The 21,825-nt window shown below is 71.5% G+C and carries 18 protein-coding genes, 1 tRNA gene and 1 pseudogene; 14 read left to right on the top strand and 6 right to left on the bottom strand.

The window, feature by feature from the left end; all coding sequences use genetic code 11:
• Positions 1 to 15: 15 nt before the first annotated feature.
• From traA to ACZ6TD_RS25050, 3 genes are all read left to right on the top strand, one after another.
• Complete coding sequence (gene traA, locus ACZ6TD_RS25060; protein ID WP_471341785.1) at positions 16 to 573, top strand: plasmid transfer protein TraA; 558 nt, start codon at positions 16 to 18, stop codon at positions 571 to 573.
• Between the two features lie 61 nt (positions 574 to 634).
• A complete protein-coding gene (gene traB / locus ACZ6TD_RS25055) occupies positions 635 to 2,659 on the top strand; it encodes a plasmid transfer protein TraB (RefSeq protein WP_471358012.1) in 2,025 nt (674 codons plus the stop codon).
• Between the two features lie 166 nt (positions 2,660 to 2,825).
• On the top strand, positions 2,826 to 3,275 hold the full coding sequence (locus ACZ6TD_RS25050) for an RING finger protein (protein WP_471341784.1): 450 nt from the start codon (positions 2,826 to 2,828) through the stop codon (positions 3,273 to 3,275).
• Between the two features lie 90 nt (positions 3,276 to 3,365).
• On the opposite strand, the gene ACZ6TD_RS25045 is transcribed toward ACZ6TD_RS25050, so the two are convergent.
• Entirely contained in the window at positions 3,366 to 3,698 is a 333-nt protein-coding gene (locus ACZ6TD_RS25045) for an HNH endonuclease signature motif containing protein (RefSeq protein WP_471341782.1), read from the bottom strand.
• A gap of 67 nt (positions 3,699 to 3,765) precedes the next feature.
• Positions 3,766 to 4,341, bottom strand: coding sequence for a hypothetical protein (locus ACZ6TD_RS25040; RefSeq protein WP_471341779.1), 576 nt, complete (start codon positions 4,339 to 4,341; stop codon positions 3,766 to 3,768).
• Between the two features lie 221 nt (positions 4,342 to 4,562).
• Here ACZ6TD_RS25040 and ACZ6TD_RS25035 point away from each other — a divergent pair, with 221 nt between their 5' ends.
• From ACZ6TD_RS25035 to ACZ6TD_RS25015, 5 genes are all read left to right on the top strand, one after another.
• Positions 4,563 to 5,252, top strand: a complete 690-nt coding sequence (locus tag ACZ6TD_RS25035) for a DNA cytosine methyltransferase (protein ID WP_471341777.1) — start codon at positions 4,563 to 4,565, stop codon at positions 5,250 to 5,252.
• Positions 5,249 to 6,088 (top strand): bifunctional DNA primase/polymerase, encoded by an 840-nt coding sequence (locus ACZ6TD_RS25030; RefSeq protein ID WP_471341774.1) that lies wholly within the window; start codon positions 5,249 to 5,251, stop codon positions 6,086 to 6,088. Before ACZ6TD_RS25035 ends, ACZ6TD_RS25030 begins: the two co-directional genes overlap by 4 nt.
• 2 nt (positions 6,089 to 6,090) lie before the next feature.
• Positions 6,091 to 7,566 carry an ATP-binding protein gene (locus ACZ6TD_RS25025; RefSeq protein WP_471341772.1) on the top strand — a complete coding sequence of 492 codons (1,476 nt, stop codon included), beginning with the start codon at positions 6,091 to 6,093 and terminating at the stop codon, positions 7,564 to 7,566.
• Between the two features lie 459 nt (positions 7,567 to 8,025).
• Positions 8,026 to 8,214, top strand: coding sequence for a helix-turn-helix transcriptional regulator (locus ACZ6TD_RS25020; RefSeq protein ID WP_087684243.1), 189 nt, complete (start codon positions 8,026 to 8,028; stop codon positions 8,212 to 8,214).
• Positions 8,215 to 8,275: 61 nt separating this feature from the next.
• The gene (locus ACZ6TD_RS25015; protein ID WP_471341770.1) at positions 8,276 to 9,670 is read left to right on the top strand and encodes a tyrosine-type recombinase/integrase; all 1,395 of its coding nucleotides are present in this window, start codon (positions 8,276 to 8,278) and stop codon (positions 9,668 to 9,670) included.
• A gap of 143 nt (positions 9,671 to 9,813) precedes the next feature.
• Here ACZ6TD_RS25015 and ACZ6TD_RS25010 read toward each other — a convergent pair.
• A tRNA-Ser gene (locus ACZ6TD_RS25010) sits at positions 9,814 to 9,900 on the bottom strand.
• A gap of 39 nt (positions 9,901 to 9,939) precedes the next feature.
• Entirely contained in the window at positions 9,940 to 11,559 is a 1,620-nt protein-coding gene (locus ACZ6TD_RS25005; RefSeq protein WP_471341769.1) for a S1C family serine protease, read from the bottom strand.
• Positions 11,560 to 11,789: 230 nt separating this feature from the next.
• Between ACZ6TD_RS25005 and ACZ6TD_RS25000 the strand changes: the two genes are divergently transcribed.
• The 3 genes and pseudogenes from ACZ6TD_RS25000 (at position 11,790) to ACZ6TD_RS24990 (ending at position 14,617) form a co-directional block, all read left to right on the top strand.
• Complete coding sequence (locus ACZ6TD_RS25000; RefSeq protein WP_471341767.1) at positions 11,790 to 12,623, top strand: glycerophosphodiester phosphodiesterase; 834 nt, start codon at positions 11,790 to 11,792, stop codon at positions 12,621 to 12,623.
• Positions 12,624 to 12,676: 53 nt separating this feature from the next.
• Positions 12,677 to 13,225 (top strand): annotated as a pseudogene (locus tag ACZ6TD_RS24995) (ATP-binding protein); the annotation flags it as partial.
• A gap of 423 nt (positions 13,226 to 13,648) precedes the next feature.
• Positions 13,649 to 14,617 (top strand): DUF5926 family protein, encoded by a 969-nt coding sequence (locus ACZ6TD_RS24990; protein ID WP_471341765.1) that lies wholly within the window; start codon positions 13,649 to 13,651, stop codon positions 14,615 to 14,617.
• 505 nt (positions 14,618 to 15,122) lie between these two features.
• On the opposite strand, the gene ACZ6TD_RS24985 is transcribed toward ACZ6TD_RS24990, so the two are convergent.
• Positions 15,123 to 15,797, bottom strand: coding sequence for a bifunctional DNA primase/polymerase (locus tag ACZ6TD_RS24985; protein WP_471341764.1), 675 nt, complete (start codon positions 15,795 to 15,797; stop codon positions 15,123 to 15,125).
• A 580-nt stretch (positions 15,798 to 16,377) separates the two neighbouring features.
• Here ACZ6TD_RS24985 and ACZ6TD_RS24980 point away from each other — a divergent pair.
• Both ACZ6TD_RS24980 and ACZ6TD_RS24975 read left to right on the top strand, forming a co-directional pair.
• Positions 16,378 to 18,018 (top strand): GAF domain-containing SpoIIE family protein phosphatase, encoded by a 1,641-nt coding sequence (locus ACZ6TD_RS24980; protein WP_471341761.1) that lies wholly within the window; start codon positions 16,378 to 16,380, stop codon positions 18,016 to 18,018.
• Between the two features lie 149 nt (positions 18,019 to 18,167).
• A complete protein-coding gene (locus tag ACZ6TD_RS24975; protein ID WP_471341760.1) occupies positions 18,168 to 19,664 on the top strand; it encodes an aminopeptidase P family protein in 1,497 nt (498 codons plus the stop codon).
• Between the two features lie 73 nt (positions 19,665 to 19,737).
• On the opposite strand, the gene ACZ6TD_RS24970 is transcribed toward ACZ6TD_RS24975, so the two are convergent.
• Positions 19,738 to 20,259, bottom strand: a complete 522-nt coding sequence (locus ACZ6TD_RS24970; protein WP_471341758.1) for a carboxymuconolactone decarboxylase family protein — start codon at positions 20,257 to 20,259, stop codon at positions 19,738 to 19,740.
• Positions 20,260 to 20,306: 47 nt separating this feature from the next.
• On the opposite strand from ACZ6TD_RS24970, the gene pdxR reads away from it, so the two are divergent.
• Positions 20,307 to 21,782 carry a MocR-like pyridoxine biosynthesis transcription factor PdxR gene (gene pdxR, locus ACZ6TD_RS24965; RefSeq protein ID WP_471341757.1) on the top strand — a complete coding sequence of 492 codons (1,476 nt, stop codon included), beginning with the start codon at positions 20,307 to 20,309 and terminating at the stop codon, positions 21,780 to 21,782.
• Positions 21,783 to 21,825 lie beyond the last annotated feature (43 nt).

Below are 21,825 nucleotides of genomic sequence, written 5' to 3'. Positions count from 1 at the left end.
TAAGGGGACCGTCTGATGGCTCAGCACAGCAACGGCCAGCGTCCGCACCGGCCCACCAACGGCCGCGCGGACAACGGCAAAGGGAACAAGTTCGCCAACGCGGGCGCCGCGGCGGGCGGGTTCGTTGGCGCGATGGGCGGCTCGTTCGTCCCGCCGATCAACGTCACGGTCAACAACAACCGCAACAGGGCCCACGCTGTCGGGGCCCGTCCGCACTCCGAAGCCCTGCTGCCCTCCCCGGAGTTCACCTCCCCGGCGCAGGTGCGGTTCTACTGCAACGGCATCCGTGCGGCGGCCGTCACGCTGTCCATCGAGGTGGCCATGGGCGCCGAGATCCTCAAGGGCGTGCTCAGTGCGGTGCCGGACCCGGAGGGCAAGACGTTCGGGTCCCGGATCCGGGCTCAGAAGGTGGCCCGGAAGCTCCAGAAGTCGGCGGATGCGCTGCGGGATGCGGCCAAGAACGCCGCGGCTGCCTACGCGACGTTCCAGCAGCAGTACGAGGAAGAGATCAACCGCGTTCGTCACCGTGCCCGGCGCCCTCAGCAGCCGCGCATGGACTTCACCCAGCAGTAGATAGGGAGGTGCGGCCATGGCCCGCAGCAACAGGGTGACCGCCTACAACGACGACGGCACCATGAACGGCTACATCATGGACCCGCGCGGCGGGTCGGGCGGGGGCAGCATCTCGGGGTACCTGCTGCACCGCGTCAAGCCCCACCTCCCCCCGTGGCTCGGGGTCGCGGGCGCCGGTCTGGCCGGTGTCCTCGGACACGAGCGGTGGGCGAACAGCGCGGGTGCCGGGGTCGGGCTGACCCTGGCGTCCGTGGCCCTGACCGGCACCACTTGGTGGGTCGGCCGCACCACCGGCAAACAGCGCCGTCTCCACTCAGCCATCACCGTGGCCGCGGGTTCGGCCTGGCTCACGGCCGCCTGCCTGGCCGGACCGACCACCGGCCCGATCGATGACGTCTACCTCATGGGCGGACCCGGTGTGGCGCTGTCGTGGAACGTGCGCATGGCCATGCGCCGCAACGACGCCGACGCGGAAGGCTCCGGCTCGGATAAGGGCCTGCTGGAGAAGGTGGGGCTGGCGCGGGCGCAGATCGGCACCGCGAAGGTGGAGCCGAACCGCGTCACTGCCCCGATCGCTGGGGCGGCTGGGGAGCACACCCACGACGACGTGACGAAGGCGCTGGCCCACATTGCCTCCGCGCTCGACCTGCCGACGTCGGCCGTGCGGTACACCCCCGATGCCGACTCGGCACGACGCGGTGAGCTGGTGATCGTGCCGGAGGACATGCTGGCCGAGACGGTCGAGTGGGAAGGCCCCTCCGACCTGGGCGGTTCGATCGCCGATCCGCTGGTCATCGGCCGCTACGACGACGGCGCCCCGCTGATGCTGTGGCTGCCTGGTGACCCGAGCCCGGAGGTCAAGCGGAACTCCACGCACCTGCTGATCGCGGGCGGTACCGGTTCCGGCAAGGGCGACGCGGCACTGAACCTGCTCACCGAGATTCTCTCCCGCCGCGATGTGCTGGTGTGGCTGTCGGACCCGAAGGCGTTCCAGGACTTCGGCCCGCTGCGTCCCGGTCTCGACTGGGGCGTAGAGGGCGGCCCCGACACCGAGGTCATGGTGGAGGGCGTCAAGGCAGCCATCCCGGCCCGGACACGCTGGCTCGGCGCCCACAGCTACCGGCAGTGGGTCCCGGAGTGCGCGCAGGTGCAGGACAGCACTGAGCACACCTGCCGACCGGACGGCCGCGCGTGCGGCTGCCCCGGGATGCCGTTCCTGGTCGCCTGGATGGAGGAGGCCGCGAACACCCTGCGCGCGCTGGGGGACGACGCGTTCACCGGCATCGCACAGGAAGCCCGTTCTGCCGGCATCTCTCTGGTCGTCTCGCTCCAGCGGCCGAGCTATGACCAGATGAGCACCAGCACCCGCGCCTCCCTCCCGTCCGTGCTCGCCCTGGGCTGCGACCCGCGCGATGAGGGATTCTCCCTGCCGGATTCGGTGCTGGACGCGGGCGCCCACCCCGGCGCGTGGGGCAACCGGCGCCCCGGCTACTGCTACCTGGTCACCCCCGGCATCCCCGAGGACCGCTACCCCTCACCGGGCCGTACGCGGGCGTTCAGCCACCGCGCGGTCTCGCTCATGGAGGTGCTGGCCTCCTGGGCCCAGCGCAACGGCGCCACCGCCGACCCCATCACCGCGGGCGCAGCCTCCGGTGTCGCCGGACGGCTCTACACCGGCCGCACCACCCCCGGGGACGACCAGACGGCGGCGCCGGACGCCGTGGAGGAGGACGAGGACGGCATGGACTACGGGCTGTTGGTGGACCCCGAGGACGCCGACATCGACCCCGAGGCCGAACTGCCCGAGCCCGAGCAGGGCGACGACGCCCCGATCTTCGGACAGGACACCGGTCGCAAGCCCTCCCCGGCCGAGGCGCGTGAGCTCTTTACCCGCGCGCTGGAGGAGTTCGAGACCGAGGGTCGGATGGTCGTGGGTCCGAAGGACTTCACGGACTGGTGCGACCGGAACCACCTCTCCCGCCCGTGGGTGTCCGCGCGGCTGAAGGAGGCCGCGATGGAGGGGCGGCTGGAGCCGACCAACACCACCGGCCGGTGGCGCATCGTCCCCGCCCTGACGGCCGCCTGACGCCTGACACCGTCACGGCCGCCTGACACCCAAACCCCTAGGCAAACCCGCTGTCAGGAACGCGTGACGCCTCCGCGTGACACCCCTGACACCCGAGCCTGACACCCGACCCCGCGGGCCCGCGCCACCCCGGCGCGGGCCCGCGGGCATCCCGGAGGGATTCGCGATGACCCACCTCGACCGGCCCCCGGCCGTCGAAGTCCACCACCCCCAACCCATCACCCCGCACCCGACCTCCGCGCCCCTGGTGCCGGTGCAGCCGGGCGCGGCGGCCCAGGTGCAAAGCGTCGTGCTGCCGGACGGGCGGGTCATCACCGGCTACGCCATCGAGCCGGTCAAGCCCGACCCCGTCACGGCCAAGCCCGTCATCTCCCGATCGGCAGTGAACCTCGCGCTCGGTGGAATCGGGTTCGCCGCAGTCTGCGGTGGGCTGTTCCTGCTCACCGCGTTCATCGCCGCCCTGACCGCGTTCATCACCCAGCTCATCATCCTCGCTGCGGTCATCTTCGGCGGCTGGATCGCCGTCCAGATCCTCGGTGCCAGCCGCGGCCGAAGCGCCGGAACGACAGTCAACATCGGCAAGGCAGTCATCAAGCGCAACCACTTCCACGGTTAGCCGTGCCTCGATCACAGCTCGGCTCAGGAACGCATGGTGGCGTGGTGCCTCCGGAGCGCGGCACGGTCGTGCTCCGGAAGCCCGAGAGCGCTACGCGCTGGCGAGTTCGGCGGGAGTGGTGGCCTGTGCCGGGATCGCTCCCGGTGCCGCCGGCCGGTGCATGGCCCAGTGCTCGGCGATCCACTTCTTGTGGGCGTTGGTGATGGGCACGGTCAGCGGCTGGCCATGCAGCTTGTCGTAGTCCGGGTACTCGCGGGTGCTGGGCGCGACGTCGAGGGTGAGCGTGTCCGGGTTGATGGCGATCTCGCCGAGGTCGAACAGGCGGTGGACATCCCGTCGGAGCAGCAGCCCGCCGAAGGCGTGGTGCTTGCCGTTGGCGGCGTAGCTGTAGAGGTGCGCCGCTTCCAAGACCGCTGCCGGCATCGGCCCGAGGAAGGCGCAGATCTCGCCGAAGTCCTCCAACAGCGTGGCGCGGAAGGCGGCCTGTCCCTTACGAGCGCGGACCGTCCTGACGCTGTGACCACCGGCGATGACCTTGCGCCTGTTCGACGATGTCCAGCGGGGTGGCGTTCTTCCCCGCCTCCACCCGAGCGCGGAAGTCGTCCCACCGCAGGCGCCGCAAGGCGTTCTGGGACTTGGGCTCCTCGCACAGGTCCCGCAGCTCCCGGGCCGGGACGTGGCCGCGCAAGTCGATCCAGCCGGCCTCATAGCTGCTGCGGAAGGTGGTCACCGGCACCACCTTCGAGGCGGGGACATCGAACTCCGCCTTGCACTCCTTGGTCCAGCAGCGGTACTTCGGCGTCATCGTCTTGCGCTCCGCGATGTCCGCCTTCCCACACACGGGACACCAACTGATCTCCTTGGTGCCGCTACCGGTCTCGATGGCCTCGATGACGGACAGCCCCAGCGACGTCTCCCCGTCCCACAGCACGATCGTGTCCCCGACCTGAACATGGTGGGCGTTGGGCACCTTGTCGTCCCAGCTGTAGTGGGTGGAGGGGTTGTCGTCATACCCCGCGCCCACACGCTTGGGGTTCGAACCCAGGTACATCAGCCAAGCCGTCACGTGACTCCTCCGTCGCTCGAAAACCGTCCCGCCGTCGCCGACCACACCAGCGGGTGCGGCTTCCGGGACAGCTCACGTGATCAACGTACAGAGCCCCACAGACACTCCTGTCCCGCCACGAAATTCCATGCCGGCACATGGCTGGGGCGGCCCCCTCTCACGCCAATGATTCGGGGCCGCCCCGGTCTCCCGCTCAATCGACAGAACTGGAGACCTCCAGCATGACCCAATTCACCCACCTCCCGCGATGGCGTAGGCCGCGTTTACTGGACGCGTTCTGCTGCGCGGGCGGGATGGCCATGGGCTTCCACCTCGCCGGCTTCGACGTGGTCGGCGTGGACATCGAGCCCCAACCCGAGTACCCCTTCACCTTCGTCCAGGGCGACGCCGTCGACTTCATCCGCGAGCACGGGGCCGAGTTTGACCTGATCCACGCCTCCCCGCCGTGCCAGGCGTGGTCCCCGCTCAACGCCTACAACCACAAGACCTACCCCGAGCTGATCGCACCCGCCCGCGAGGCGATCCGCGTGACCGGGCGGCCGTACGTCATCGAGAACGTGGAAGCCGCGCGCGGGCAGCTCATCGACCCGGTGATGCTGTGCGGGCCCATGTTCGGCCTCAACCTCTACCGCCACCGGCTGTTCGAGACCAGCTTCCCCCTCACCCCGCCCCCGCACCGGGCCCATGCCGCGCTGTGCATCCGTAACGGCTACCTGCCCACACCCGAGCGGCCGTTCATGACCATCACCGGCGGCCGGCACTCCAAGGCATGGCAACGCGCCGCCGCCCACGCCATGGGCACCCCCTGGATCACCACCATCCGGGGCGTCTGCGAGGCCATCCCGCCCGCCTACAGCGAGCACATCGGCCGCGCTTTCCTCACACACACCACGCTGGAGGCGGCTGCATGAGCACGCACCCGCACACCGCCCTCCGACTCGCGGCCGACGGCCTGCCCGTCCTGCCGCTACGCAAGGGCAAAGTGCCCTTCGGGAACTGCCCGGCCTGCACCAGGAACGCCTGCGGTGGCCGGCCGAACATGAAAACCCCCGGCCCCTGCACCTGCCCGGCGCCCTGCCACGCCTGGGCCGCCGCCACCGCCGACCCGTCCGTCATCGCCTCGCCCGCGTGGGCGTCGGCGTGGCGGGAGGCCGTGGCGGTTGCCTACCACCCCGGCGGCGCCGGGCTGACCGTGGTGGACCTCGACAACGCAGCGGCCGTCGAGTGGGCCCGCGAGACGCTGCCCGCCACCCGCACCGTCGCCACGACACGCGGCGAGCACTGGATCTACCAGGGCGCCACGCGCTCCGTTAACGCCGTCCGTGACGGTGTGGACATCAAGTCCACGATGGCCTACGCCCGGTGGCTCGGCCCCGGCTCCGGCACCATGACCGACCTGCCGGACATCGTGCGCGCACTGGCCGTGAAAGAGCCCTCCACGGTCCGTTCGGCCCCGCAGTCCATCACCGTGCCCGCTCGGGCCGGGGAAGGGATGTGCCCTCACCGCACGCCCACCTACCTGGACCGTGGTATCGCCATGGCCGAGCAGCGCATCACCGAGGCGCGCAGCGCGATCCACGCCACCGTCTACCGGACCTTCCTCGCCGTGCTGGCCACGCACGGCCGGTGCGGCTGCCTCACCGAGGCCCATATCGCGCGGCTGTTCACCGCCGCGCAGGCCAAGGGCGAATCGCCCCGGCACTGCACCGACGCGTGGACCAACGCCCGTACCACGTTGGGACTGTAGCGATGCCCGAGGACGAGAAGACCCCGGCCCGCGAGGTCATCACCGACTACGCACAGGCGCACTTCCGGTACTTCCGCACCGCCGACGGGACCGTGTACGCGCAGAAGAACGGCCACCCTGTGGCCCGTCCGATCCGCTCTCAGGGCACTGCGGGAAGTCACCGCCAGGAACTCATGGTGGGCCTGTTCAGGGACGGGCGGGGCGTGTTCACCGGGACCGCGCTCAAGGAGGCGTTGGACTTGATCGAAGCACTCGCGCTGACCGAGGACGTCCAGCCTGTCCATATCCGCGTCGCCCCCGGACTCGACGGAGCGACCTGGTTGGATCTGGGGCGCGACGACGGCCAGTCTGTCCGTATCCACCCCACCGGCTGGGACATCGCCATCCCCGACCCACGCGAGGTGTGCTGGCGACGGACCCAGCTCACCGGGGAACTGCCCCTGCCGGTCAAGGACACCGACGGCAAGGGAATCGACCTCCTTCTACGGCTGTGCAACTTCGCCAATGCGGAGACCGAATGCCTGGCCATTGCGTGGCTGATCGGCTGCCTCGGGCCGTCCGTGCCCGTTCCCGCCCCCTTCCTCACCGGCCCCCAGGGCGCGGGCAAGTCCACCGGCGGGCGGATGCTCGTGAGGATCATCGAGGGCATGAGCGGCGACCTGCGCCGGGCTCCGAAGGATGAGGAGAACCTGATCGCGGCCGTGGCGGCCGGATGGGTCACGGCCCTGGACAACCTCTCCCACATGACCCCGGACCTGTCCGACGCCATGTGCTGCATCGTCACCGGAGCCGAGAACGTCAAACGCGCCCTGTTCACGGACGGGGACGTCTTCCGCGCCCGCTACCGCCGCCCCCTCCTGCTGACCGGCATCGACGTGGGCGTCATCCGGCCGGATCTCGCGGAACGGCTCCTGCCCCTGCGCCTGGAGCGGCCCCGCGTCCGGCGCACCGAGGCCGAGCTGTGGGCGGAGTACGCGGAGGTGCTGCCCGTCGTTCTCGGGTCTCTCCTGGACCTCACGGTCAAGGTCCGCGCGGCCGAGGCGGAGACCCCCACGGACCTGCGGATGGCCGACTTCGCGCACCTGTGCGCGCAGCTCGACGCGGCGGCCGGTCTCGGGGCACTCGCCGCGTACCGGGCCAGTCTGGACGACCTGAACGACGACGTGATCGAGGGCGACCTCCTCGCGCAGACCGTCCTCAGGCATGCGGACACCATGGAGCCGGGCGCGGCGCAGCGAATGACCTCCACCGAGTGGCTGCACTGCCTCAGTCGCCTCTACAGCGGCGACGAACTGCGTCCCCTGCCCAAGGGGTGGCCGACCACGGGAAAGGTCCTCTCCGACCGCCTCAAGCGCCTCCAGCCCACCCTTGCCGCCCGTAGCGTCCTCATCGACTGGGGCCGCACCAGCGAGGGCCGCTACCTCGAAATGACCCGCCAACCGGCCCCGCCCCCACACGAGCAGAAACCGGTGTTCTGACCCGCGACCACGCGATCTCTACCGGACAAGCAAGAGGAGCACCGGCGGCCAGGCGTGCTCCTCTTGCTGTTCGGCGGAACGCCGCCCGATGGTCGCGCCGCGCAGCGGCTCCTTCTTCACGCTGTGAGGCGTGCCGAACTACAACAGACACCCCCTCTTTTGTCCTAAGAGGGAAGACGCTGCGTCATCTGCGTCATGCAGACGGGAAAACGGCCGGTGAGCTGCGGATACAGGCATGACGCAGACGGCGACGTCTGCGTCATCCTGCGTCATCTGCGTCACCGATGACGCAACCCATGACGCGCCGATGACACAACCCCTGGTCACTGCGTCACCCAAAACCGCAGGTCAAAAGCCCAAATGACGCTGATGACGCAATGACGCAGAAATCCGCGCTTCGGACAGACACGACCCCTGGAAGTCCAAAGACCCCGCCATCAGAGCGAAGGAGTCGAACGCGTGGCACGCGACGAGAAGATCAAACTCGCTGACGTCCTCATAGAGATCAAGATGAGCCGCGCCGCCTTCTACCGCATGCGGGCCCGCGGCAAGGCCCCCCGAATCAGCAAGCTCCCCAACGGCCAGGTACGCGTGAGCCGTCGCGACCTGGATGCGTGGTGGGAGAGCTGCGGCCAGAACGCCGCCTAGCCCGGACCAACCAGATCCATGGGGCCCGCCGTTATGGCGGGCCCCTCGCTTTGGGAGACGCATGCTCACGTACGACGTCGATATCTGGTCCATCCGCAAGCGCGCCGGGCGCCCGAAGCCGTACGAACTGAGGTGGCGCGTCGGCTCGCGGTCGCACTCCAGGAGCTTCAAGCTCAAGCCCCAAGCCGACGGCCGCCGGACGGAACTCATGGCCGCGCTTCGCGAGCGCGAGCAGTTCGACGAGGACACCGGTCTGCCTGCGCGCGAACTGGCCGCCCTGTCCTCCCCCACCTGGTACGAGCACGCGACCGCGTACGTCCTGGTGAAGTGGCCCCGCGCCGCGGCCAAGCATCGTGCCGGCATCGCCGAAGCGCTCGCGGTCGTCACACCGACACTGGTCACGACCACCCGCGGCGCACCGGACGCGAAGGTCATGCGGGCCGCGCTCTACCAGTGGGCATTCCGTGCCGTGAAGGGGGCTGACGGGAAGTTGGCTCCCCGCCACAGGGTCGAGGAGCCGCCGGAGGCCATCCGCACGGCCCTGTCCTGGATCGCTGATCACTCGATGAAGGTGAACGCGCTGGAGAATCCGGCGCTTCTCAGGCCAGCACTGGATGCGCTCTCGCTGCGGCTGGACGGAAGGAAGGCGGCCGAGAACACGGCTCGGCGCAAGCGCATGGTGCTGAGCAACTTCCTTCGCTTCACCGTGGAGGAGCGGGGGCTGTTGTCGGCCAACCCCCTTGCCCGCGTCGACTGGACGCCGCCGGAGACGGACGACGAAATCGACTTCCGGTACGTCCCCGGCCCGGCGCTGGCCCGGTCGTTCCTCAAGGCCGTGCGGGACGCTGGACCGCGTGGAGAGCATCTTGAGGCGTTCTTCGGGTGCCTGTACTACGCCGCGATGCGACCTGCTGAGATCGCCTCGCTGAAAGCCGCGGACTGCACCCTGCCCCCAGAGGACGAGGAGTGGGGGGAGCTGCTGCTAGGGGAGAGCCGTCCGGAGGTGGGAGGCGGGTGGACGGACGACGGCGCGTCGTACGAATCCCGCAGCCTCAAGCGGAGGGCTCGCGGAGCGACGCGATCGGTCCCGATTCCCTCGGTGCTGGTCCGGATGCTGCGGGAGCACATCGAGCGGTACGGGACAGCTTCGGACGGCCGTCTGTTCCGCGCGGCAAGGGGCGGGCGCGTCCGGTCTACCGAGTACTGCGATCTGTGGGAGGAGGCCCGGGCGGCGGTGCTCTCGGAGGAGGAGGCAGCAACTCCCCTCGCCGAGGTGCCGTACTCGCTTCGGCACGCGGGGGTGTCTCTCTGGATCAAGTCGGGAGTTGACCCGGTGGAGGTCGCCCGACGGGCGGGGCACAGCATCGCCGTCTTGTTCCGCTTCTACGCCAAGATTCTGCGCGGTGATCAGTCCCGTTCCAACCAGCTCATCGCACAGGGATTGAACGAGGGCTGACGGTCCGCCGCTGGCCCACAGATGGCCCATACGTACTGGTCAAAGCTGGGACACAGGCGAGACAGGGTGAGACAAGGTGCACGCAGAAGGGGTGCCCCCGAACCAGGGGCACCCCTTCTGACCAGCTACGTCGCTGACCTCGGCGGAGGCTGAGGGATTTGAACCCTCGGTGACATCGCTGCCACGACGGTTTTCAAGACCGTTCCCTTAGGCCGCTCGGGCAAGCCTCCCCGCGCCATTCGTGATGGCGCGGGGATCAGCCTAGCGCGTCAGCTGTCGCCCTTGCGCTTCCCCAAGGTGACGTCCACCTTGGACACCTTGCCGCCGCGCTTGTAGGTGAGGGTGACCTTGTCGCCCGGCTGGTGGGTCCAGATCTCGCTGATGAGGGTGGGGCCGCTGTCGATGACCGTGTCGTCGAGCTTGGTGATCACGTCACCGGACTTGAGGCCGGCCTTGTCGGCCGGGCCGCCGGGGACGACGGCGGGGCTGCCGCCGGCTCCGTTGGAGGCGATGGTGGCGCCGCTGGTGGAGTCCTTCATGTTGACCGTGGCCTCGATGACCGGGTAGACGGGCTGGCCCGTCTTGATCAACTGCTCGGCGACGTTCTTGGCCTGGTTGATCGGGATCGCGAAGCCGAGGCCGATGCTGCCGGACTGCTGCTGCTCGCCGAGGCCGCTGCCGTTGCCGGCGGACTGGATGGCGGAGTTGATGCCGATGACGCCGCCGTCCGCGTTGAGCAGCGGGCCGCCGGAGTTGCCCGGGTTGATGGAGGCGTCGGTCTGGAGGGCGCTCATGTACGAGGCGTTGCCGCCGCCACCGTCGCTGGAGGCGACCGGGCGGTTCTTGGCGCTCACGATGCCGGTGGTGACGGTGCCGGAGAGGCCGAAGGGGGCGCCGATGGCGACGGTGGCGTCGCCCACGGCGACCCGGTCGGAGTTGCCGAGGGGCAGCGGGTCGAGCTTGGCGCCCGCGGCGTTCTTGAGCTTGACCACGGCGACGTCGTAGCCCTGGGCGCGGCCGACGACCTGGGCGGTGTACCGCTTGCCGTTGGAGAAGGTGGCGGTCAGCTTGCCGTTGTCGGCCGCCGAGGCGACGACGTGGTTGTTGGTGAGGATGTGACCCTGCTTGTCGTAGACGAAGCCGGTGCCGGTGCCGCTCTCGCCATTGTTGCCCTGGGCCTCGATGGTGACGACGCTGGGCAGCGTCTTGTTGGCGATGCTCGACACCGAGCCGGGCGCGCGGCTCTCCGTCTTGGGGTTGCCGTAGGCGGAGACGGTGGTGGTGTCGCCGCCGTCGCTCTCCCGGTCGGCGGCCCAGAAGCCGATGCCGCCGCCGATGCCGCCCGCGACCAGGACGGCGGCCAGCACGGCGGCGACCAGCCCACGGGGCTTGCGCTCGAACGGGCCGGAGGACGGCGGCGCGGGAGCGGTCCCCCACGGTCCGCCCGGTCCGCCCGGTCCTCCCTGCCCGCCCTGGCCGTCGCCCTGGCCACCGTGCGGCTGTCCGCCCTCGGCCGACCACCACGCGCCGGGCTGCCCGGCGTCCGGGCCGGGGCCCGAACCGGGGCCCGAGGCGCCGGGCGCGCCGCCGCCGGACCCGTCGCCCGCGCCGGCCGACGCCGAGACGGCCGCGGGAGCGGCCGGTGACGCGGGCGGGGGCGTCGACGGGGGCTGTGCGGGGGGCGCGGCCGACGGCGCGGGGCCGGGGGCGCCCGGCGAGCCTGCGGCGTCGGGCGTGCCTATGGGCCCGTCCGGCGCGGCCGGCCGCGCGCCCGCGGTGGGCTCGTAGTCCGGCGCGGGCGGCACCGCCGGGTTCGGGTGCGGCGCCGGAGGGGCCGGATGCGGCCCGGGCGCGGGCGGAACGGCAGAGCCCTCGTTCTCGGTGCTCACAGGTCTCTCCTCAGGTGCACGACAGATTTCCTCGACGGCCCACGTGTACGTCTTACCGTTACGTCTTACCGTCGTCAGCTTTTCCCACAGCGCGTCAGACCGCCGTAAGGAGCGACAGCCCTGCGGACTACCACCCTTTATCCCGGACAATTCGCCCTACCGCCATTCCGTGCGAACGAACGGAGGGGCCACATCCACCGGCTCACACCGGGCGGTGGCACCATAACGCGGTGACCTATGCGCGCCCTGCCCGGGACAGCCGCCCCGGGCCGCACACCGTCTCCGTCGTCGCCCACCGCGGGGCCTCCGAGGACGCCCCGGAGCACACCCTGGCCGCCTACCGTAAGGCAATCGAGGACGGTGCCGACGCCCTGGAGTGCGATGTCCGGCTGACCGCCGACGGCCATCTCGTCTGTGTGCACGACCGCCGCATCGACCGCACCTCCAACGGCCGGGGCGCGGTCTCGGCGCTGGAGCTGTCCGATCTGGCGGCCCTGGACTTCGGCTCCTGGAAGGGCCGGGCCACCGACAGGGAGGAGCCGGACCGCGACAGCCGGGACAGCACCTCCGTCCTCACCCTGGAACGGCTCCTGGGGTTCGTCGCGGACGCCGGGCGCCGGATCGAACTGGCGATCGAAACCAAGCATCCCACCCGGTGGGCGGGCCAGGTGGAGGACCGGCTGCTCGGGTTGCTGCGCCGCTTCGGCCTGGACGCGCCGCCGCCCGGCGAACGTTCACCCATCCGTGTGATGAGCTTCTCAGCGCGCTCCCTGCACCGGATCCGCAGCGGGGCCCCCGCCATCCCCACCGTCTACCTGATGCAGTTCATACTGCCGCGCCACCGGGACGGGCAGCTGCCGCCCGGGGTGCGGATCGCGGGGCCGAGTATCCGGATCGTACGGAACCACCCCGGCTATGTGGCGCGGCTGCAGCGCGAGGGGCACCGAGTGCACGTCTGGACCGTCGACGAACCGGAGGACGTCGAATTGTGCGTCCGCCTGGGCGTTGACGCGCTGATCACCAATCGCCCCAAACAGGTACTGTCCCAACTCGGACGCTCATAATGGGCATTACAAGGCGTGCACCGGCGCGTTCGGTACGTATTCGATCGTGACGAGTGCGTCACACGATGCCACTTGGCCGGTTTCCGCTCCAGCACCGCGGGGCATTCATCCCGTGGCGTGGGGCTAAGGAGGTCTCGGGGGTGGCTTTGGTGGTGGCACGGCAGGTGCCGACGTCGTCGACCATGGCCGTACCCCATGGTCCTGCGGGCGTCCGCGCGGCACGACAGCGGATGCGTATCGATTTGGGCAGGACTGGGGTATCGGATTCGGTCATAGACGACGCTGTATTGATCCTTTCAGAACTGCTCAGCAACGCATGGCGACATGGCCGCCCTTGGCGTTCCGACCATGGTGGCGGCACGGTCCGGGCCGCATGGACCGTCGACGAGGACGACCGGCTGACGGTCGAGGTGACGGATGGCGGCGGACCCACAAGGCCACTTCCGGCCAATCCCTCGGTGACCGCACGCGGCGGCCGCGGGCTGAACATCATCATGTCGCTGGCCGAGGAATGGGGCGTGCGGGACGACGTCGGTGGAGTCACCGTATGGGCCCTCCTCCCGCCCGATGACGAATTCGCCCACCGCGTCACGATTCCCTCGGATCTCTCCCCCGAGCTGGGCCACACCCTGGGTGCGGAGCTGGCCTCCGGGCTGCGTCCGGGCCTCGACGCGAACCTCGAGGCCGGTCTCGACGCGAACCTCGGCTCGAACCTCGACGCGAATCTGGGCTCGGACCTCGGCTCGGACCTCGGCTCGGACCTCGGCTCGGACCTCGGCCCCGGCCTCGGCTCGAATATCGAGGCGAACATCGACCCCGATTTCGATCGCGAGCTGGACTTCGCCGATCTGGACGAGCTCGCGTAGCCGACGCGGCTCAGGGAGCCGACGCGGTTCGGCCAAAGGGCTAGGCTCGCGCCCGTACCAGTCGTACGCGCCGTAAGGAGAGCACCGCCGCGGCCGTACGCAGACCGTCACGGGCGTACGAGCAAGCCCTGAGCCGCACGATCGGGAGACAGCCTCACCATGGCCAAGAAGCGCCGCCCCCAGACGAAGGCCACAGGCCCACGGGTCGCCAACGGAGAGATCCCTGTGGTGGGCGCGCGGGAGCCCTGCCCGTGCGGCTCGGGCCGTCGCTACAAAGCCTGTCACGGCAGGGAAGCCGCACACGCCGTCACCGAGCTGGTGCAGCGCCCCTTCGAGGGGCTCCCCGGCGAATGCGACTGGGTGGCCCTGCGCGAGCTGGTCCCCGCCGCGACCGTCGAGCTGACCCTCGCCGAGGGGCTGCCCGAGGGGGTTCCGTCGGTCACCCTGGCGACCGTGCTGCCCATGGCGTGGCCCGCGCTGCGCCGCGACAACGGCACCGTGCTGCTCGGCCTCCAGAACGACACGCCCTCCGGCGACATCAGCCGCGACCTGGCCGACACCCTGCGCCGCGCGCTGACCGCCGAGCCGGGCACCCCGGTGGCCGCCGAGCGGGCTCCGGGCGACGGTCCGCGGCTGCAGGATCTGCTCGACCCGAAGGGCACTTTCTCGCCGACCCTGCACGAGGGGTTCGAGTTCTGGCTCGAGGACGCCGCGAACGCGACCGGAGAGGTCGCCGCGTCCCTGGAACGGGCCAACGCGGCCGCGATCCCCACCGCCCGGCTCACCGGCGTGGAGGCGGCCTACTGGTGCGAGACGCCGGAGAAGAACCACCTGCGCTGGGTGATGTCCCACCCCGAGGAGAAGCTGCTGGACGCGCTCGCCCGGCTGCACGCCGCGGGGGCCTCCTCGCTCGGCGAGAACACCCGGCTGGTGGGCTCCTTCCGGGCCCATGGGCTCACGGTGCCGGTGTGGGACCTGCCACGCGGGATGAGCGCCGAGGACACCGAGAAGCCGGCCGTGGACCTCGCCGGACGGCTCGCGGAGGCGCTCGCCTCCGACGCCCCGCTGACCCCCGAGCAGCGGCGCGCCCGGGGCGGTCTCACCAACCGTCAGGTGACGCTGAGCTGACGTCCCCCGGACCGCCGGAGGCCGCCGCGGGGGCATGTGACGCCGCTCACAACTCACTGTTACGCCCTGCAAATCGACGTCCGGAAATCCGCGATCGAATTTGCTATCGGCCGATCTCTTGTTACGGTTCTAAAAGCCCGGTCGCTGGTGCATCCCCCGTCGCCAGCGACCGGGCGCTTCCATGTCCGCGCCCGGACAGCGGCGCGGGACGGCGGGGCAGGTACGGACCAACTGCCTTCGGCAGCGAGTGAGTTGTTCCCGGGGCCCGGTAAGGGAGTCGCTCCCGGGGCCCGCAGCGCACGGCACTGGCTCGCACAGGAAGCCCCTCAGCGCCCTGTGCCCACGCCGAACGCCGGGCCCGGAGCCAGGACGGGCCCGGAGCCCAGGAAGTCGCCTCCCCGGCCTCCGAGCCCTCACACACCCGCGGGCGTCGCCTCAGCGGCCCGTCACGCCCAGCCGCCCGTCACGCCCAGCGGCCCCCGAACCCCCGCACCCGGGGCCCGCCTCAGTAGGCGAGCCGGCTGCCCCCGTCGGGCGCGCTGGTGCTGGCCTCGACCAAGGCGTTCACCACCGTGGCCACCTGAGGCAGCCAGGGCCGCCCGGAGCGGCGCAGCGGCGGCCGCTCCCAGCGCACCCGCCCGGAGCCGGTCTGCGACGGCGGCAGCACCACATAGCCGCCCTCGCCGTGGAACCGCAGCGAGCTGGGCACCCAGTCCTGCTGGTTCAGCAGCTCGCCGAGGTCCTCGAGGGAGTACGGCTCCACCAGCAGCGACCAGCGGGTGGGCGTGGCGACCACCGGGCCGAGCCGTACGCCCGCCCGGTCGAAGGCCGCCAGCGCCCGCGCCCCGGCGACCGCGGGCAGGCTCACCGCGCAGGGCGCCTGGCCGCCGGTGGCCAGCAGGAGGGGCGCGGAGGGCCGGTTGCTCCACCACCAGCGCACCATGCGCGCGTCCGTGGTGGCGGCGAGGAGAACGGGGTCGAACGGATGTCCACCCGGAACCGCACATTCTGGGTCGGGGCAGCCGCACACCCGCGGCCGTCCGCCGCCGGACCGGAGCCCGACGCCAGGGACCACGGGCCACTGCCACTCGGTGGCGCAGGTGAGCGCCGCACGCAGCAGCGGCGACCGCGCGCCGCGCCGCAGCGAGAACTTGCGTCGCCTTCCGAGGATCTCGCGCATGAGCGCTCGTTCCTTTCCGTTAACGCCGAGGGCTGTCCGTCGCACTACATCGCACTTCAGATGGCACTTCACTTGGACTTACGTGGCGCTGTCCGGCATCGTTCGGCCCGTCACAGCAGGTGGATCACAAGTCACTGCGCGTACAAGGCAGCGCATCACGCCGCAGGCCGAGCGTGGAACGTGGCGAGGGGTGGCGCGCGCATGGCGCTTGCCGTCCGGTTGGTGCCTTCCTCGCCACTCGGGGATGGGCGCGGCCGTTGTGGTCTATGACGCCTGGACCGGCCGCGGGGTTCCGGGGCGATCCGAACTGCCCCTGCCCCTCTCCGATGTGTACCCGCCGCGGTGGAGACGACGCGCTGTCGAACGACGTCAGTCGACCTCGAAGGGACAGCCTAACGACTTTTTTTCAGCCAAGTTCAATTCCCCCCAGACACCAACAAGACCACCGGGACAATGCTGGACATCGCATCTGCGCTCCGTGTACATCTGGAGACAGTAGCGGCACAGTAGCGGCGCAGCACGACAGGGGGTTTGCGATGCTATTGAGCGAGCCGGACCCGGCGGGTGAAGGCAGCGGGCCATGAACGCGCCCCACGCGCCGAAAGTGGCTGGAATCGATCCTTCCCTCCCCTCGCCCACGCAAACTGCCGACCCCGTCACACCGCCCCTGACCGCGCCCGACTCCGGTGTCCAGGACCGGCTCGCGGGCTGGGTCTCGGACCTCACCACCCTTCATGAGCTCACCGAACGGCTGGTCCGGACCGACACCCTCGACGAGGCGCTGCGCGAACTGCTGCGCGCGGGCGCGTCCCTGGTCGGCGCCCGGCGCGGACTGGTGGCGCTCGAACCGGCCGACGGGCTCGGTCCGGCGATCACCGTGGGGCTCGGTCTCGGCCACGCCGACCTCGGCCAGATCGAGACCATCCCGCGCGGCTCCGCCTCCGCCGGCCATCTCCTCGACGGGCTGCCCGAGCCGGGCGGCGAGCGGCGCGCCGATGTGACCCACCCCGATATCGCCAGTGAGGCCGATCTCGACCCGCGCCACCGCGAGGTGGCCGCACGGCTCGGCTTCTCCGCGAGCTACGCCGTGCCGCTGGACCCGTTCCGCACCGCCCCCTGCGCCACGCCCGGCCTTTCCGCCATCCCCGCGCCCGCCCCCGGTGCGGACGGGTCCGGCACCGGCACCGGCTCCCCGGCGGGCGCGGGCGACCACCCGGCCCCCGGCGTCCCCGGAACGACGAGCGTCACCGACGCCCCGCGCCTCCCCGAAACCGGCCATGGACGTGATACCGCACCGGCCGCCGCGCCTTCGCCCGGCCTTACGGCCGCCATGGGCGCCGGCGGCCCCTCCGGGCGGCTCGGCGGAGCCGCCTGGCTCTACGACGAGCCCGCCGAGCCCGCGGAGCGCCAGCGCCATCTCGTGGGCCTGTACTGCCAGTACGCCGCCGCCCACATCGCCCGGCTGATCGAGCTCTCCCGCGCCCGCGCCGCCGTCGCGACCGTCCAGGAGGAGCTGCTGCCCACCCGGTTGCCCCGCCTCCCCGGGGTGCGCCTGGCCGTCCGCCACCACCCCGGTCCGCGCGGCGGCGGGGACTGGTACGACGCGCTGCCACTGCCGGACGGGGCGCTCGGACTCTCGGTGGGCGGGGTCTCCGGCTCCGGGCCGAGCGCCGTGGTCGCGATGGGGCGGCTGCGGGCCTCGCTGCGGGCGTACGCGGTGATGGAGGGCGAGGACCCGGTCGCCGTGCTGTCCGACCTGGAGCTGTTGCTGCGGCTCACCGAGCCCGCCCGCTCCGCGACCGCCCTCTTCGCCTACTGCGAGCCCGGGACGCGCAAGGTGGTGCTGGCCGGGGCCGGGCACTGCCCGCCGCTGCTCACCGGGGAGCGGCGCACCGAGTTCGTGGAGACCACCCTGTCCGCGCCGCTGGGGATGCTCTCGTGCTGGGAGGCGCCCAGCGTGGAGGTCGCACCGTCCTCCGGAGAGACCCTCCTCTTCTACAGCGACGGGCTGCTCCACCGCACCGGGGAGCCGATGGACCGGGCCTTCGCCCGGCTGCACACGGCCGCGGCGAGCGCTCCCAAGGGCGTCCGCGGCGACCCGGACGCCTTCGCCGACCATGTGCTCCGTACGGTGCTCCCCGACGGCCCGGCGGCCTCCGTGGGGCGGCCCTCGGAGGACGGCACCGAGGACCTCGTCCTGCTGGTGGCGCATTTCGGCTGACGCGGGGCCCACGTCGGCTGACGCGCGGCCCACGTCGGCTGACGCGAGGCGTCCTTACGGCCGGGGCTCGAGCGGGAGCACGGTCCCCGCTGGAGCCGTGGTCGCCCGCCGCTGCGGGCCCTCCCGGCTGTCAGGCCCCCGCACATACGATGGGAGGGGTCCAGTTCGAGGAGGAAGACGTGACCGAGGAGCCCACTTCCGAAGCCCCGGAGACCCCGGAAGGCGAGGAGCCCGTCAAGCAGCGGAAGAACGGCCTGTACCCAGGCGTTTCCGACGAGCTCGCCGCGAGCATGCGGTCCGGCTGGGCGGACACCGAGCAGCACGACCTGGAGCCCATCGCGCAGGCTCCGCACACCGCCCGCCGCCGCGCCGCGCTCTCCGCGCGCTTCCCCGGCGATCGCCTGGTCATCCCCGCGGGCAATCTCCGCACGCGCTCCAACGACACGGACTACAGCTTCCGCGCCTCGACCGAGTACGCGTACCTCACCGGCGACCAGACCGAGGACGGTGTGCTGGTGCTGGAGCCCGAGGCGGGCGGCGGCCACACCGCGACGCTGTATCTGCTGCCGCGCTCCGACCGGGAGAACGGCGAGTTCTGGCTGGACGGCCAGGGCGAGCTGTGGGTCGGCCGCCGGCTCAGCCTTACGGAGGCCGAGAAGCGGCTGGGCCTGCCCGCCAGGGACGTCCGCAAGCTGGCCGACGAGCTCAGGGACGCCACCGGCCCGGTCCGTATCGTGCGCGGTCACGACGCCGGTCTTGAGGCCGCCCTGACCGACAAGGTCACCGGTGAGCGCGACGAGGAGCTGCGGGTCTTCCTCAGCGAGCAGCGCCTGGTCAAGGACGAGTTCGAGATCGGGGAGCTGCAGGCGGCGGTCGACTCGACGGTCCGCGGCTTCGAGGACGTCGTCAAGGTTCTGGACAAGGCGCGGGCCACGTCGGAGCGCTATATCGAAGGAACGTTCTTCCTTCGGGCCCGGGTCGAGGGCAACGACGTCGGCTACGGCACCATCGCCGCCGCGGGCCCGCACGCCACCACCCTGCACTGGGTGCGCAACGACGGCCCGGTCCGCTCCGGCGAGCTGCTCCTGCTGGACGCGGGCGTGGAGACCACCACGCTCTACACCGCCGATGTGACCCGCACCCTGCCGGTGAACGGCACCTACAGCCCGCTGCAGCGCAAGGTCTACGAGGCGGTCTACGAGGCGCAGGAGGCGGGCATCGCCGCGGTCCGGCCGGGTGCGAAGTACCGCGACTTCCACGACGCCGCCCAGCGCGTCCTCGCCACCAAGCTGGTCGAGTGGGGTTTGATCGAGGGCCCGGTGGAGCGGGTGCTGGAGCTGGGGCTGCAGCGCCGCTGGACGCTGCACGGCACCGGCCACATGCTCGGCATGGACGTCCACGACTGCGCCGTGGCCCGCACCGAGACCTATGTGGACGGCACCCTGGAGCCCGGAATGTGCCTGACGGTCGAGCCGGGGCTGTACTTCCAGCCCGACGACCTGACCGTGCCGGAGGAGTACCGGGGCATCGGCGTCCGGATCGAGGACGACATCCTGGTGACGGAGGACGGCAACCGCGTGCTGTCGGCCGCGCTGCCGCGGACCGCCGATGACGTCGAGGCGTGGATGGCCCGCCTCACCGGCTGAGACGGCCATGCGGCGGCTCATCGCCTGATCGCGTGGGTCCCGTGGGGAGCGGCGGCGCCGCTCCCCACGGTGCTCAGTCCTGCCCCGGCACCTTGCGGGTGGTCACCGCGATCCGGTTCCAGGAGTTGATCGTGAAGATGAGGGCGATGAGCTGGGCCAGCTCCCGCTCCTCGAAGTGCCGGGCGGCCCGCTCGTAGACCTCGTCCGGGACGCCGCCGGGCAGCAGCGTGACCGCCTCGGTGAGCGCCAGGGCGGCCTGCTCCTTCTCGGTGTAGAACCCGGCCTCCCGGGCCTCCGCCCAGACCCCCACCAGCGCGATGCGCTCCTCGCTCTCGCCCGCCTTATGGGCGTCGGTGGTGTGCATATGGAGGCAGTAGGCACAGTGGTTGAGCTGGGAGGAGCGGATCTGCACCAGCTCCACCAGGGCCGGGTCCAGGCCCTCGCGAGCGGCCGCGTCCAGGCTGATCAGCGCCTTGAACGCCTTGGGGGCGGCCTTCGCGAAGTTGACCCGCCCGGTCGTCCGCCGCGCCGTCGTCGCGGTCTGTGCCGTCGCCTCTGTGGTCGTCGCCGTCTGTGTCGGTGTCGAAGTCGTCATGGAAATGAAATTAGGCCGCTAAGCGACCCTCTGTAGGGTGCATTTCCATGGCGGATTCATGGGTCAATTCGGCGGAGATCCTCGGCAGTGACCTCCATCTGGAACTGACCCGCGCGGGCAGCCGCAGGACCGCCCTGATGGCCGCGCTGCGGGCGGCCATCCGCGACGGGCGGCTCGCCCCGGGCACCCGGCTGCCGCCTTACCGTTCCCTCGCCGCCGACCTGGGCATCGCCCGGAACACGGTCGCCGACGCCTACGCCGAGCTGGTCGCCGAGGGCTGGCTCACCGCCCGCCAGGGCTCCGGGACCCGGGTGGCCCCCCGCCCCGCACCGCCATCGCCCCGGCGGCGCACGCCCGGCCGGGAGCGCGGCGGGCGGCCGTCCGGGGCGACCGGCGGCCGCCGCGGGCCCCGGCCCGCCCCGCGCCCGGTGCACAACCTGCTCCAGGGCCAGCCGGACGCCGCCTCCTTCCCCCGCACCGCCTGGCTCGCCTCGGCCCGCCGCGCCCTGACCGCCGCGCCCCACGAGGCGTTCGGCCCCGGCGATCCGCGCGGCCGCCCGGAGCTGCGCCGCGCCCTGGCCGACTACCTCGCCCGCGTCCGCGGCGTACGCACCGACCCCGACCGGATCGTCGTCTGCGCGGGCTTCGCGCACGCGCTGCGGCTGCTGAGCGACACCCGGCTGCCGCGGCCCCGGATGGCCGTCGAGTCCTACGGCCTGGCCTTCCACCGCTCGCTCCTGAGAACCGCCGGGATCCGTACGGTCCCGCTCCCCCTGGACGCCGATGGCGCCCTTACGGAGGGACTGGCCGACCTCGACGGCGTACGGGCGGCCCTGCTCACCCCCGCCCACCAGTTCCCCACCGGCGGTCCGCTGCACCCCGAGCGGCGGGCCGCGGCCGTCGCCTGGGCGCGGGAGAGCGGCGGTCTGGTGCTGGAGGACGACTACGACGGGGAGTTCCGCTACGACCGCCGTCCGGTGGGCGCCGTCCAGGGCCTCGACCCCGACCGGGTGATCTACCTCGGCTCGGCCAGCAAGAGCCTCTCCCCGGCCCTTCGGCTGGGCTGGATGGTGCTGCCGGACCATCTGGTCGACGGCCTGCTGGCCGCCAAGGGGGAGCGCGAGGGATGGACCGGCGTCCTCGACCAGCTGACCCTCGCGGACTTCATCGAATCGGGCCGGTACGACCGCCATGTGCGCCGTATGCGCCAGCACTACCGCCGTCGGCGGGATCAGCTCGTCGCGGCTCTCGCCGAACGCGCGCCCCATATCCGCGTCTCCGGCATCGCCGCCGGTCTGCACGCGGTGCTGGAGCTGCCGCCCGGCACCGAGCGGTCCGCCCTGCGCGCCGCCGCCTGGCAGGGGCTGGCGCTCGACGGCCTCGGCGGCTACCGCCACCCGGACGCCACCACACCCCATCGCGACGGGCTCGTGGTGGGCTACGCGACCCCGCCCGAGCACTCGTTCGCGGAGGCGCTGGACGCGCTGTGCCGCGCCCTGCCGCCCGAACAGACGGCCACCTGACGCCGAGGCGGCCACCCGACGTCGAGGCGCCACCCGACGTTGA

This window comes from Streptomyces yongxingensis, assembly GCF_055597465.1.
This window is presented reverse-complemented; position numbering and strand designations above follow the sequence as displayed.

Coding starts and splice junctions, on each gene's coding strand:
- ACZ6TD_RS24985 (WP_471341764.1), bottom strand. CDS start 15,797: ATGCGCGAGATCCTCGGAAGGCGACGCAAGTTCTCGCTGCGGCGCGGC.
- ACZ6TD_RS25045 (WP_471341782.1), bottom strand. CDS start 3,698: ATGCCGGCAGCGGTCTTGGAAGCGGCGCACCTCTACAGCTACGCCGCC.
- pdxR (WP_471341757.1), top strand. CDS start 20,307: ATGGCGGATTCATGGGTCAATTCGGCGGAGATCCTCGGCAGTGACCTC.
- ACZ6TD_RS24970 (WP_471341758.1), bottom strand. CDS start 20,259: ATGACGACTTCGACACCGACACAGACGGCGACGACCACAGAGGCGACG.
- ACZ6TD_RS25025 (WP_471341772.1), top strand. CDS start 6,091: ATGCCCGAGGACGAGAAGACCCCGGCCCGCGAGGTCATCACCGACTAC.
- ACZ6TD_RS24980 (WP_471341761.1), top strand. CDS start 16,378: ATGAACGCGCCCCACGCGCCGAAAGTGGCTGGAATCGATCCTTCCCTC.
- ACZ6TD_RS25035 (WP_471341777.1), top strand. CDS start 4,563: ATGACCCAATTCACCCACCTCCCGCGATGGCGTAGGCCGCGTTTACTG.
- ACZ6TD_RS25050 (WP_471341784.1), top strand. CDS start 2,826: ATGACCCACCTCGACCGGCCCCCGGCCGTCGAAGTCCACCACCCCCAA.
- ACZ6TD_RS25015 (WP_471341770.1), top strand. CDS start 8,276: ATGCTCACGTACGACGTCGATATCTGGTCCATCCGCAAGCGCGCCGGG.
- ACZ6TD_RS24990 (WP_471341765.1), top strand. CDS start 13,649: ATGGCCAAGAAGCGCCGCCCCCAGACGAAGGCCACAGGCCCACGGGTC.
- ACZ6TD_RS25030 (WP_471341774.1), top strand. CDS start 5,249: ATGAGCACGCACCCGCACACCGCCCTCCGACTCGCGGCCGACGGCCTG.
- ACZ6TD_RS24975 (WP_471341760.1), top strand. CDS start 18,168: ATGGGAGGGGTCCAGTTCGAGGAGGAAGACGTGACCGAGGAGCCCACT.
- traB (WP_471358012.1), top strand. CDS start 635: ATGAACGGCTACATCATGGACCCGCGCGGCGGGTCGGGCGGGGGCAGC.
- traA (WP_471341785.1), top strand. CDS start 16: ATGGCTCAGCACAGCAACGGCCAGCGTCCGCACCGGCCCACCAACGGC.